The sequence below is a fragment of the Pseudoalteromonas sp. PA2MD11 genome, from assembly GCF_017808125.1.
Taxonomy (GTDB): domain Bacteria; phylum Pseudomonadota; class Gammaproteobacteria; order Enterobacterales; family Alteromonadaceae; genus Pseudoalteromonas; species Pseudoalteromonas simplex.
Genome location: NZ_JADKNF010000005.1, coordinates 109,150 through 122,021 on the forward strand (window position 1 = coordinate 109,150; position 12,872 = coordinate 122,021).

Genomic DNA, 12,872 nt, shown 5'->3' on the forward strand with positions numbered 1-12,872 from the left:
TGCCTAAAGGCGGCAAGGCTTTTATGGTGATGTTTAATTACAGCTCAAAGTTGTAGCTAAACTTCATACCGATAGTACGAGGCGCGGTGGTGTAGTGACCATAAACACGCTGTAGCTCAGGTAGCTCTTTGTTAAGCTCAGCATATTGTGACATACCTGCCCAAGACTTATCACGACGTACAGAAGTGAATGCGTACTTATCGAATAAGTTGTCTACGTAAAGCGTTGCAGACCACATATCACCGGTAATTTTTGCAGATAAGTTACTTAGTGCATAACCAGGTAATACTTCGCCGTCTGCTTTTAAACCTACTTTGGTGATCACATCGCTTTGCGCTGTGATACCGTAGTTTACGCTTAATAACTTATCGCCTAGGATATCTTGCTCGTAACGAAGACCAAACGAGAATTGATGCTCAGGAGCGCCCGGTAAACGGTCGCCCTTAGCGCCATCATAGTAGCTTTGGTACTCTATTACCTCTTCATCAACTAGAATCCCTAATAACTCAGGTGCATCTTCTGTCAATTCAGCCTTTGCATACGCGTATGTCGCATATGCAGCCCAGTTATCACCAATCATAGCGCGAGTAGAAAGCTCAACACCTTTTGAATTTGCAGTGCCCGCGTTCGAGGTAATTAATTCTTGACCATTTACAGTGCTACTACCCACTTGCGCATCTTTCCAATCAACATTAAATAGAGCCGCATTGAAATGTAGGCGGTTACGTAACCATGATGACTTAAAGCCTAGCTCGTAGTTGACTGTTGTATCTGGTTTGTAATCTTCTTCGTTTGGCAGGGCACAAACAATTTGTTGCTCAGGTAATACATCAGGGCAAGGAGCAATACCGTTACCACCACCAATACGGAAACCTTCACTCACGGTAAAGTAAGCAAGTACACCATTATCGAATGTATAGTTAGCATTAAACTTAAATAAGTTACCGTTATCACTAGCGCTCACATTTTCCATAACAAGGTTATCTAGTGAATCAAAATCACCAGAATAAAGCGGTGTTGCAGAGCCTGACGTTGTTGATACATCGTATTCGTAAAAACGAGCACCTAAAGTTACATCAAACTGATCTGTAATGCTGTAGCCGATTTCACCAAAAAGTGCTTTTTCAGTGGTTTCACTATCTGAAATTAGAATGTACTCAAGATCTTGTTCAACATTAGGAATACCACCACCCCAGTACTCAGTCAGACCCGGCGTGTACTCACGGTCATCTGAGTGACTTTCTACTTTGTTGTAGAAGCCTCCTATAATCCAGTTAAAAGCGCTATTGCTATTTGACACTAAACGAAGTTCTTGCGTGAAGGTATCGCGATCTGAGGTGTCGTGCGTGTAGCCAACAAATGCAGGGAAGTCGGCATAACCTGACCAAATATCGTAAAGTAGATCGGTTTGATCGCGTTGACCAGACTGCTCATAGCTAGACCAACCAGATGCAGATACCAGCTCAGCAAAACCAAGATCTGCTTTCACTTCTAAACTTAATAGATCGTTTTCTTCTTCACCAGGCTCAAGAACACGAGCTACGTTTTCGTATTTTCCAGGAATCCCTTGTAGCGCACTACTATCAGCAAGAGAGTCGTATTGCGATGTCGAGTTACCGCCATTTTCTTGCTTTTGATAGAAGTAGTTTAGCGTTGCATCAACATCTTCGGTTGCAAGCCAACGAAGTGATAAACGTGCAGTGGTGATTTGCTCATCGTTAACATCGCTTACGCTTTTTAAGTTGGCATTTACATCGCTGCTGTCTGAAAAGTCAGGATTTGGGTTTGATACACCCGGTTCTTGAACCACGTGCGTGTAGTCAATGTAACCAGGATTATCGTAATAATTTAAGCTAGCACGAAGCGCTAATTTTTCTTCAATTAGCGGGGTGTTGAATACCACACCAAACTCACCACCTGTGCCGTCACTTTCGTTAATGCTAAATATATCGCCTGTAACCTTACCTTCGGTGATATCAAGCTCAGGTTGCTTTAGTAAGTAACGAATTGCACCACCTAAAGTACCTGCACCATACAGTGTACCTTGTGGGCCAATTAACACTTCAACACGGTCAACATCAGTTAAACGTAAGTCGATGCTCAGTGGAATTTCACCAACATAGGTTGCCACTGTGCCGCTATCAGAAATACGGTCAGAGGTATTTGTATTCAAACCACGAACGATAATCGGAGAACCTTCACGGCCACCTTGATCAGAAATTGTTAAGCCAGGTACCCAGCGTGCGACATCTTCTAGATCGCCAATGTTTTGGTCGCTAATTACATCGCCATTGAGGGCTGTGATATTAAGCGGTGCATCTTGCACAGAGCCTGCACGTCGTGTTGCAGTAATTTGAATAGTTTCAATTGATTTATCAACTTCGATAGCATCTTCTGCAGCAAACGCCATATTGTTATTGATTAAAACTGCAGAAATTGCACTTGCAAGTAGAGCAGGCTTAAAGGTGTTCATGATTGATTCCGACTTAGTTACAGTATATTTATGCTTAAAAAATAGACTTTACTAGTGATTTAAGCTTAAAAATTGATGATTTAGTGAATTTATATCCAATTATAATGTATTTTTATTCTTGTCGTCCATGTGTTATTTGCAATTAAATGCAAAATAATTGAATAAATACTCTTTAAGAGGTTAGCTGTCGGAATAAGGGCAATGAGTACAGCCATTACTACAGCAGTGGCCACGTTTTAAAAAGAACCAGCGGCTAAATACCATGTAGTTGTTTTGCATGGTGTAATCGAGATTTTCTATTAAGTTACCTTGAGTAAAATAAGGCTTAGCAAAGGCAAGCTGCTGTTCAAGAGGCTGTTGGTAAAGTTTAGATAAAAATGAATTGATCTTTTTTATAGTACAGTCTCGGCATAAACATTCTGTTGCTGCCTCATCGAGTGGTAAAATATTGGGCAGCTCACTACACCAACAGGCATTAATATTGTCGGCTTGGCAGTGAAGGGTTGCTTTGCATTGTGAGCAAGTAAGGGTTGTCATTAAGTAAAAAGATGCTTTGAAATTGAAAAGGTAAGCATAGCAAATGGATAAATTAGACGCATTAGATGAGTTTGCTCGTTTTGGTGATAACCGATTTGAGGCAATTTCAGTAATTACCAGTACTCCAGACACGCAAGGTGATGTGTATATTCTAACGCAAGACGTTTTCTGTCAGGTTTTACAGCGTGTTATCGACGGCGAAATCGATATCGATGAATTAGAACTTTGGGCAAACGTATTAGAGTCTCGGCAAGACATCGACGAAAGCGCCGTTGAAGGGGCTATTTATGCACTAAGTAATAACGAGCAAATGGGTGAGTTAAATAAAAGTACGCTAGAGAAGTTGTTAAGAATAATTCACTAGCATGAACGAGATTGAGAGTCGAAAGCTTTAAGCAAACCTTAAAGCTTTCGCTCATTAGCCAATGGGTTAGTGAGAAACGACAATTAAACGAATTGCATCCAGTTTAACTTGGGCTTTTTCGATGTAAGTCGTGAGTTCACTACGTTGCTTATCAAAAAAGCTAAGCTCTTCATCACGAATATTCGGGTTGATCTGCTTAAGTGCCGTTAAACGAGCTTGCTCTTCACCAAGGGCAGTTTGCATTTTCTCTAGTGATTCAGCACGCAGTGCTTCTAGCTTGGTTTGTGCCATGCCTTGTGCGCTGGTGATCATTGGGTGAATGGCACTTTGTAGCGCGCTGGCTAATTTACTTGCAGTTTGGCGACCAACCGCAGACAACTGCTGATTGAAAGCATCAAAAGCAACATTATCAGCCAGATTGTTACTGCCCTTATCTAATAAGATACGAATAGGCGTTGGTGGCAAGAAGCGGCCAACTTGAAGTGCTTTAGGCGCCATCGCCTCCGCAATGAAAATGAGCTCAACAAAGAAGGTACCAGCAGGTAGCTTTTTGTTTTTCAGTAACGCCACAGAGGCAGTACCAAAGTCATCATCACAAATCATGTCTAAGCTGCCTTGCACCATAGGGTGGTCCCAGCTGATGAAATGGGCGTCTTCTTGCGAAAGCGAGGTGCTGCGATCAAACGTTACTGTGATGCCATCATCTTTCAAACATGGGAAAGATGGATTTAGCATGTGCTCAGTTGGTTTTAAGATAATGGTATTTTCACCTTTATCTTCTTGGCTTACACCAAAGGTGTCGAACACATTGATCATATAGCTTGGCAGCGTGAATTGATCGTCTAACTCTTCGATATCAGCTACAAGGCTTTCTGCTCGGCCTTGGCCACTTGAATGCAGCTCTAGTAAGCGGTCACGACCACTTTCCATTTGCTTACGAAGCTTGGCATTTTGACCTGCCACTTGTTCTAGTAGTGGGTCTAGCTCTTCTTCGTCGCAATTGTGTGCACCAATAAACTCAAGTAGTTCTTCGCCATACTCTTTATACAGCATTTGCCCTGTTGTCGAGGTTGTTTCAAACGCATCTAAGCCTTCGTTGTACCAACGAAGTAACACTTCTTGTGCGGTGTTTTCAAAATACGGCACGTGAATATTTACATCTTGAGTTTGACCAATACGGTCAAGACGACCAATACGTTGCTCAAGTAAGTCTGGGTTTAGTGGTAAATCAAACAATACTAAGTGATGCGAGAATTGGAAGTTACGACCTTCAGAACCAATTTCAGAACAAAGTAGAATTTGGGCGCTGTCGTATTCATCGGCAAAATAAGCCGCTGCACGGTCACGTTCAACAATCGACATGCCTTCGTGGAAAACAGAGGCTTTAATTGCTTCACGCTCACGTAGAATCTGCTCTAGGCTAAGTGCGGTTTCGGCTTTAGCACAGATTAGCAGTACTTTTTCGTGTTTAAGGGTTTTTAAGGTTTCGATTAACCAATCAACACGTGGGTCAAATGCGCCCCAGCTAGCATTTTCACCTTCAAACTCTTGGAAGATCTTTTCAGGGAATAGAGCGCGAAGTGCCGTTAATTCAGCATTTTGAATGCCGCCCATATTACCGAGTACCGACATCGCCGTTTTATATTGTTTTGGCATTGCCATAGGGTATGCATGAAGCTTACGGCTTGGGTAACCATCAATACCGCTGCGGCTATTTCTAAATAAAATACGACCCGTACCATGGCGGTCCAGCAGCATTGATAAAATTTCGTTGCGCGCCGTTTCATCACCTTGCTCCGCTTTCGCTAAAATGTCAGTGATGTCGGTTTCTTTTAATAACTCTTTTAATGTTGCACGAGATGCATCATCAAGGCCTTTTTCACCAAGTAATTGATTAGCAGCTTCAGCAACCTCTTTGTAATTGCTTTCTTCTTCAACAAACGCATCGTAGTCGTAGAAACGATCTGGGTCGAGTAATTGCAAGCGGGCAAAGTGACTGCGGTGACCAAGTTGATCTGGCGTTGCAGTTAATAAGATAAGGCCCGGAATGTCTTGGCTTAACTCTGCCATACGTTGGTATTCAGTGCTTGGCTTACCATTATTGATACTTAAATGGTGCGCTTCATCAACAACCAATAAATCCCAATCAGCCAGGGTTGCTTGCTCAAACCAGCGTTTTTTCTTGCTTAAGAACTCAAGGCTAGTAAGTACTAACTGTTCTGTTTCGAATACGTTTGGTGAGTCTGCAAATGCTTCATCACAACGCTCTTCATCAAAGATTGAAAAACGTAAGTTAAAGCGGCGTAGCATTTCGACTAACCACTGATGCTGTAAGTTTTCAGGCACAACAATCAATACACGGCTAGCTCGGCCACTGATGATCTGTTGATGTAAAATCATACCTGCTTCAATGGTTTTACCTAAACCTACTTCATCAGAAAGTAATACGCGTGGTGCAAAACGTTTACCCACTTCTTGTGCAATATAAAGCTGATGCGGAATAAGGTTTGCACGCTGACCAATTAAACCTTTTAAAGGAGATTGTTGGCGCTCAAACTGGTGCTGCCAAGTTTGGTAGCGCAGCGTATAGCGGTCAAAACGGTCCACTTGGCCTGCAAATAAACGGTCTTGTGGTTTATTGAATTTGATAAAGTGATCTAAAAAGGTTTCTTTTAACTGCGCTTTTTCACCATTATCAACGCGAATGCCGTGATAGCATAGTAACTCGCCTTGCTCTTCAACAGACTCAACTTCTAATTCCCACTCTTCAACGCTGCGAATAATATCACCTGGATTAAATGCGACACGAGTAACAGGCGCTTCTGTTAAAGAATAAACTCTGTTTTCTCCACTGGCTGGAAATAAAATGCTGACCTGACGGCCTTCAAGGGCAACAACGGTGCCTAATCCTAAATCTGACTCAGTATCACTGATCCAACGCTGACCTAAGGAAAAATTCATGTATGTCTCGTCTATGAAGAAAAAAGGCGGCTATGTTACCTGTAACGCCATGCTACTTCAAGGCAGTAAACTCGCCGCACACAATTAAATTTAGTCAACCTTTTTAAGCCATTATTAATGGTAAAAATTGTATGTATTTTAACCAGTTAAATAATTGTATATTTGTTTGTCATAAAAAGGACTTTTGTCGTAAATAGACTAAACTGAGTATATACCTGACGAATAAACCATAGCTTCATCCGCCGCTTGTTTAGTTTATTGGGTATAGCATAAAAATCATAAAACGTAAGGAAAGTGCTATGGAAAAAGCTTCGAACCTTGATAGTAAAATGTATGTGCTCGATACCAATGTATTACTCCACGAACCCCTCGCTTATTTATCTTTCCAAGAACATGATGTTGTTATCCCCATGACAGTATTAGAAGAGCTCGACCACATTAAAGATAGGAAACATGACGTTAGCCGTGATGCCCGTGTTGCTATTCGTGGTTTAGATGAAGTGCTAAAGGACGCTTCGCCAGAGCAAATGTTGCAGGGTGTCGCGCTCCCTAGTAACAAAAAGGCTAAAACAGAATCTCGTGGCCGCTTAATTATCGTTAATGACCATTTATTTGCAGACAGTATTTCGGGTTTACCGGGCAACGAAAACGACCATCGTATTATCAATTGCGCTGTACATCTGCAAAAACAGCACAGTGACAGCAAGGTGGTGCTTGTCACTAAAGACATCAATATGCGCCTTAAAGCGAAAGGGGCAGGGCTTAAATTTGTTGAAGACTACAGAACAGACCAATTAATTGACGACATAGCGTTGCTTACAAGCGGCTATAAAAAAATTGAAGGTGATTTTTGGCAACAGGTTGGAGAGTGCGAAACAGAGCAGCAAGGCCGAGATACCTATCATCATGTTGCAAAAAGCACGATTAGCGATGTGTTCTGCAATGAGTATATTTTAGATGAAAGCGACCACTTTGCGGCTCGAGTAACAAGCTACGATGATAAACAAATTACTTTAAAGGATATTAGTGTTGAGCGCTTGATGAGTCATACCGCGTGGGGCGTTAAGCCAAAAAATGTCTATCAAGGTATGGCACTTGATGCGCTACTTGACCCAAGTATTGAATTGGTGATTTTAACTGGTCCCGCTGGCTGTGGTAAAACCTTACTTGCTCTTGCTAGTGCCCTCGAAATGATTATTGAAAAAGGCATTTACGATAAAGTGATTGTTACGCGTAATACCCCAGAGATTGCTGAATCAATTGGCTTTTTACCTGGCACTGAAGAAGAGAAAATGGCGCCGTGGTTAGCTGCCATTACCGATACGTTAGAAGTGCTGCATAAAGGAGATGAGAATCCGATTTCGAGCCGTAATTACATTATGGAAAAAGCCAACGTACAGTTTAAATCAGTAAACTTTATGCGTGGCCGTAGTATTCAAAACGCGGTTGTCATTTTGGATGAAAGTCAAAACTTAACTGCTTCACAACTGAAAACCATTATCACTCGCTGCGGCGAAGGCACTAAACTCATTTGCTCAGGTAACCTAGCGCAAATTGATAGTAACTACCTCACGCCTGTCACCTCAGGCTTAACCTATATTGTTGAACGTTTTAAAGATTTTCAGGGCAGTGCCACCGTTAACTTAAACGGTGTGGTACGTAGTCGCTTAGCCAGCTTTGCTGAAGAAAATTTATAACTTGCCAGTATTCCTATGCCTCGTTAACCTAGCTTTATCGAGGTAAGGTACTTATAAGCCAGTGAATTTTTTACCGTTAAAGCATTACTATCGCTCTTTAGCAGTGGCACTTATTGTGCCGCTGTTAGTGGCGTTTTTTTTGTGTTTACACCTATATAATTTAAAACTTGAGCGGGCGATAGAAAGCAGGCAAAGCGGGTTTAATAATATATCCGCTCAGCTTAGCCATGCGATGAGTGCCGCAGATGGCCTTATAGACACCATGTTCAAGCTTTACGAGCAGCCACTTTCTTATGATTTTGATCCAAGTTGGGCACGCAATGTGAATCAATATGATCACTATTACTACCAAAGTGTTGGCGATGGAGTGGGGGAGATAGTCGGGCAAGGAAAGTTTGCCTCAACCGCTTATGCAATTAATCAATGGCGGCGAGTTATCGCCCTTGGTCCCTCTTTTAATACTACCCTGTCACTTGTTCAATCTTTAGAAGCCGTGGCTTATGTTAATGAGCAAGGTTTTGTTTATATTAAGCGCCGAAGTACGTCAAAAAGTGAATTCTTGACCAGTGTGTTAGATAACAAATTTAGGCCTCAATTAGTTAATAGTAATAAGCTTTCCTCAAGCTCTGTGTTGACAATTAATGGCCATGCTTATTTTGCAATTGGTAAGCAACGAGCAGCCAATAGTCGTGATTACATCGTGCTGATTTATGATCTTAAAGCAATTTCTAGCTGGTTAAAGAAAATAGCGCCTAACTATGGTGAGTATATTTTTATCAACCAAGATAACCAAGTTATTGCCAGCTCAAAAACAGCGCTTAACACTGCCATCAGTGCCAGTGAACATTGGCCGAATGTTGCTGTCGATATGCGCAAGAATAACCACAGCCATTTAGTGCAAGAAGCAACAAATTTACCTATTTACACTCGTTTCTATGAATCAAAGCAGGCCCTGAGTGAACCTGTTGGCTACGACATCTTTTTAGAATTCGCGTTTTTGAGTGTGTTTTTAGTGATGATGTTCAGCGCTGTTTTTTGGCTGAGTCAACGTATTTTTGTAAAACCAATGACGCACTTAATGAATTACCTTGAGCAGCATGATGAAGGTAAACAAGCGTTAGTTCATTATCGTATTCCTGTCGATTGGCAGCCTTGGTTCAGCCGTGTAAAACGAGTGTTTAGCCGCAATGAAGAGCTCGTCCAATCATTACAAGAGGCGAATAAAGCGCTTGATTCTCAGGTACAGGTAAAGTCAAAACAATTGCGTCGTAGTATTGATGCGAAAGAACGTCACTTAGCGTTATTAAATACCATGCTCAATAACGTGCCGGATCTTATTTATTTTAAGAATATTGATGGCTCGTTTTTAGGCTGTAATAAAGCGTATGAAGGCTATATTGGTTTGCCACAAGAGAAGTTAGTAGGCCAGCAATTATGTGATATTAGTGATGATAACGGCGAGTTAAATGAACTTGAGAAGCAGGTTTTAAAAGACAAAAAAACGTATCAAACTCGTCTTTCAAATTATGAGAAAACTTACCTTTTTAGCATTGTGCCATTTTACAACGAGCACCAGCAATTTCTTGGTACCATGGCGATTGGTCGTGATATTACCGAGCAGTATAATGCACTGAATGCACTACAAAGCTCCGAAGCGAAATTACGCAGTGCTATGGAGTACGCAGCGAATGGGGTGCTTCTGGTATCACTTGAAGATCAAGTGCTGCAAGCAAATAAAGCGGCACGAAAAATCTTTGCAATTGAAAACGTTAATGGCCTCGAGTTAACAAACTTATTTGCTGAGCAGTCTTATCAGACGTTGAAAAATACTCTGACAGAGCTGCTGCATGAGAAGAAAAAAGTTTATCACTTTAGTCTTGAGCAGCAAGAACAGCAGCGCTGGCTGCAAATTAGTGTATCCCTAGTTTGGAATGCCGAGCAAACACCAGATTATTATGTTGTTCATGTACAGGATGTGACGGATTTAGTGCAAGCAAAAGATGATGCTGAGCGGGCAACGCTCGCTAAAAGCCGCTTTATTGCTAATCTCAGTCATGAAATACGCACACCACTCAATGCAGTACTAGGCTTAATTGATGTTATTGCATTGCAAGGGCTAACTGAGCATCAGCGCACTCATGCAGAGCAGGCAAAAACAGCAGCTAATAGTTTACTGACGCTTTTAAATCGAATGCTTGATTTTGCACGTGCCGAAAGTGCTCAACTGGAAATGAATAAAGCGCCTATGAGTTTATCTGATCTAATTGATTTTAGTCGAGGCGTGATCACTCCCTTATGCACAAATAAACGCATTGATTTTATCATTGACCGTGATGAGAACATCAACGAATTCTTAATTGGCGACCAAATTTGTTTGCAGCAAGTATTAGCCAATTTATTGACAAATGCAGCCAAGTTTACTGAACAAGGCACAATAACTCTGTGTTTAGAGCTGATTGAAGAGTCTTTAGAGCAGCAACTAATTTGTTTTACAGTTAAAGATACAGGTATAGGTATAAATAAGGCTGATCAAGGGCGGTTATTTGATGCTTTTACGCAAGGAGATGAGTCTTTAACACGCTCTCATCAGGGGGTCGGTTTAGGTTTAGCGATTGTTAAATATGAAGTCGCTTTAATGGGCGGAGAGATAAAACTTGATAGTGAAAAAGGCAAAGGCAGCAAATTTAGTTTTTGCTTACAGCTAGATAAAGCATCAGGATCTACAAAAAGAGAATTAGTTTGTTTGCCTTCGAGTACTGACTTATCTGGACTTTTAGTACTTGCAGTTGATGATAATCCGCTTAATTTGAGCATCATTAAGAGTATTTTGGAGCAAATAGATATTACTGTCATTTGTGCTCTAAATGGTAAAAAAGGTATAGAAATTGCTAAAGAGATCAAGCCTGACGTAATTTTTATGGATATTCAAATGCCTGTGATGGATGGTTGCCAAGCGACGCGAATTATTCGTCAATTATACACCAAAGAGCAAATGCCGATATACGCGCTTACCGCTCATAGTGAGGCTGCAGATATTGAGCATTCAATTGCGGCAGGAATGAATAAACACCTAACTAAACCTATTGTTGCGAGTAAATTGTTTTTAGCAATGAGTGAGCTTAAAAACTCAAAAGAAGCTTTTTTTGATAAGGCTTTTATCTTATCTCAATTTGGAAATGATAATAAGTTAGTATTAACTATGTTGTCGAAGTTTGCGACTATGGCAGCAGAGCAGTTAATACAAATTTCTACATTAAAGACTACTGACGAGTTGATCCGCGTGGTGCATAATGTGAAAGGATCGGCTGGTAACCTTGGATTTAAACGATTGTCAGCGTGCGCTCAGCATTGCGAGGCTACACTAAAAGCTAAAGGTGAACTTTCCGAACAATTAATTGATGAGTTGCAATGCCAAATAAAACAGGTTATTGCCTTTATCATCGAACAAGGATCTACTGATGTTGAAAAGAGCCAAGGTACTGATTGTTGATGACGATCCGTTAAACCGCTTGGTATTAGAAAAAACATTACAGCAAGACTATGATGTTTTTTGTGTTGAGAGTGGCGAAAAAGCACTGACGTTTCTAAAAACACAAAGTGTGGATCTGTTGATCTTGGATATTGTAATGCCAGGAATCGACGGCTATGAAGTACTCAACAAATTAAAAGAAAACGCAACGACAAGCATGCTACCGGTAATCTTTATCTCGGCAAATACTAGCCATGATGATGAAGCTAAAGGGTTAGAATTAGGGGCGATGGATTACATCACCAAACCTTTTAGTGCAGCGATCGTTCGTGCACGTGTGCGCAATCAATTAATGATCAAACAAAAAAATGACTTGCTTGAAATGCTCGCCTCAATTGATGGCCTAACAGAGATCCCAAACCGACGTTATTTAGATGAAAACTTAGCGCGAGAGTGGCGTCGTTGTCGTCGTGATCAAACACCATTATCAGTATTATTAATGGATGTTGATCACTTTAAACGTTACAACGATTGTTATGGTCACCGAGCAGGCGATGATTGTTTAAAACAAATTGCTCATGCCTTAGTTGGAGCATGTGAGCGAGGTAGTGACTTTGTTGCTCGTTATGGCGGTGAAGAGTTTGCAGCAGTACTTCCAAATACCTCTGCAAAAGAAGCTATGTCGTTTGCAAACAAATTACGTAATGCCGTTAATGAGTTAAACATTCCGCATAAAGCGTCACTAAATGCCGACCATGTCACAATTAGTATTGGTATTGCGACCACTGAAAATGGCCAGGTGTATGCAGAGCAAACATTACTTGAAGAAGCTGATTTAGGTCTTTATCAGGCAAAAGATGCTGGGCGTGATCAGATAGTATCGAGAATGATAGCTATGAGTGAACATAAGTAGGCAATAGCTGCCTACTTACAGAATTTAAATATGCAAGCTAGCTATTGCTAAGTGATTTATAAATCGTATCACCCACACCGATTAACTTATCATTTTTAAAAACCAGTGGTGTACATTCGTCTTTAGTCATCTTGCCATCAGAATGAATACTATGGGTTGCATAGAATAATACTTGGTACACATCATCACCCTGCTTTAATAACTCGGTAAAGTTAGGAGTATTTAGTTTGTTTAATACAGTTTGATAGCTGGTATCTAATGCAAGATTAGAGATCACTTCACGGTTATTTTTATGCTGCTTTTGCCAGCTAGATGAGCTACCAGCCCAATGTGTGTCTGCTTCACCGTCAGAAACAGCAATGACACAACCAGTTAAAAATGGTGCAGTTAGCGCGGCAATTAGAAGTGCTTTTTTCATGTTCTTTTATCCCGTAGAAATTGTTTTATAGTTGTTCACT

Annotated in this window: 8 protein-coding genes; 4 read left to right on the plus strand and 4 right to left on the minus strand. The window is 41.0% G+C overall.

Translation table 11 applies throughout. The features are described from left to right. Nucleotides 1–37: 37 nt before the first annotated feature. Together ISP07_RS08100 and ISP07_RS08105 are read right to left on the minus strand one after the other, a co-directional pair. On the minus strand, nt 38–2,473 hold the full coding sequence (locus tag ISP07_RS08100) for a TonB-dependent receptor (protein ID WP_209327318.1): 2,436 nt from the start codon (nt 2,471–2,473) through the stop codon (nt 38–40). A gap of 180 nt (nt 2,474–2,653) precedes the next feature. Continuing rightward, complete coding sequence (locus tag ISP07_RS08105; protein ID WP_138598869.1) at nt 2,654–3,010, minus strand: DUF5522 domain-containing protein; 357 nt, start codon at nt 3,008–3,010, stop codon at nt 2,654–2,656. A gap of 43 nt (nt 3,011–3,053) precedes the next feature. Between ISP07_RS08105 and ISP07_RS08110 the strand changes: the two genes are divergently transcribed. Continuing rightward, a complete protein-coding gene (locus ISP07_RS08110) occupies nt 3,054–3,374 on the plus strand; it encodes a hypothetical protein (protein WP_054552688.1) in 321 nt (106 codons plus the stop codon). 66 nt (nt 3,375–3,440) lie between these two features. Here ISP07_RS08110 and rapA read toward each other — a convergent pair whose 3' ends face one another. Further along, nucleotides 3,441–6,335 carry an RNA polymerase-associated protein RapA gene (gene rapA / locus ISP07_RS08115; RefSeq protein ID WP_209327319.1) on the minus strand — a complete coding sequence of 965 codons (2,895 nt, stop codon included), beginning with the start codon at nt 6,333–6,335 and terminating at the stop codon, nt 3,441–3,443. Between the two features lie 299 nt (nt 6,336–6,634). On the opposite strand from rapA, the gene ISP07_RS08120 reads away from it, so the two are divergent. The 3 genes from ISP07_RS08120 to ISP07_RS08130 all read left to right on the plus strand — a co-directional run bounded on the left by ISP07_RS08120 (nt 6,635) and on the right by ISP07_RS08130 (nt 12,414). Continuing rightward, nucleotides 6,635–8,032 (plus strand): PhoH family protein, encoded by a 1,398-nt coding sequence (locus ISP07_RS08120; RefSeq protein ID WP_175078662.1) that lies wholly within the window; start codon nt 6,635–6,637, stop codon nt 8,030–8,032. A 61-nt stretch (nt 8,033–8,093) separates the two neighbouring features. Next, nucleotides 8,094–11,522: an ATP-binding protein gene (locus tag ISP07_RS08125; RefSeq protein ID WP_209327320.1), complete on the plus strand. Its 3,429-nt coding sequence runs from the start codon at nt 8,094–8,096 to the stop codon at nt 11,520–11,522. Continuing rightward, nucleotides 11,491–12,414 (plus strand): diguanylate cyclase, encoded by a 924-nt coding sequence (locus tag ISP07_RS08130; RefSeq protein ID WP_054552684.1) that lies wholly within the window; start codon nt 11,491–11,493, stop codon nt 12,412–12,414. The genes ISP07_RS08125 and ISP07_RS08130 overlap by 32 nt, the downstream gene beginning before the upstream one ends. Before the next feature lie 37 nt (nt 12,415–12,451). Here the strand turns inward: ISP07_RS08130 and ISP07_RS08135 are convergent, their stop codons facing one another. Next, nucleotides 12,452–12,832 carry a DUF3192 domain-containing protein gene (locus ISP07_RS08135; protein WP_209327321.1) on the minus strand — a complete coding sequence of 127 codons (381 nt, stop codon included), beginning with the start codon at nt 12,830–12,832 and terminating at the stop codon, nt 12,452–12,454. Nucleotides 12,833–12,872: the final 40 nt, after the last annotated feature.

What these genes read in the sequence shown, in the direction of transcription:
- ISP07_RS08100 (WP_209327318.1), bottom strand. Translation starts at nt 2,473, where the DNA reads ATGAACACCTTTAAGCCTGCTCTACTTGCAAGTGCAATTTCTGCAGTT.
- ISP07_RS08105 (WP_138598869.1), bottom strand. Translation starts at nt 3,010, where the DNA reads ATGACAACCCTTACTTGCTCACAATGCAAAGCAACCCTTCACTGCCAA.
- ISP07_RS08110 (WP_054552688.1), top strand. Translation starts at nt 3,054, where the DNA reads ATGGATAAATTAGACGCATTAGATGAGTTTGCTCGTTTTGGTGATAAC.
- rapA (WP_209327319.1), bottom strand. Translation starts at nt 6,335, where the DNA reads ATGAATTTTTCCTTAGGTCAGCGTTGGATCAGTGATACTGAGTCAGAT.
- ISP07_RS08120 (WP_175078662.1), top strand. Translation starts at nt 6,635, where the DNA reads ATGGAAAAAGCTTCGAACCTTGATAGTAAAATGTATGTGCTCGATACC.
- ISP07_RS08130 (WP_054552684.1), top strand. Translation starts at nt 11,491, where the DNA reads ATGTTGAAAAGAGCCAAGGTACTGATTGTTGATGACGATCCGTTAAAC.
- ISP07_RS08135 (WP_209327321.1), bottom strand. Translation starts at nt 12,832, where the DNA reads ATGAAAAAAGCACTTCTAATTGCCGCGCTAACTGCACCATTTTTAACT.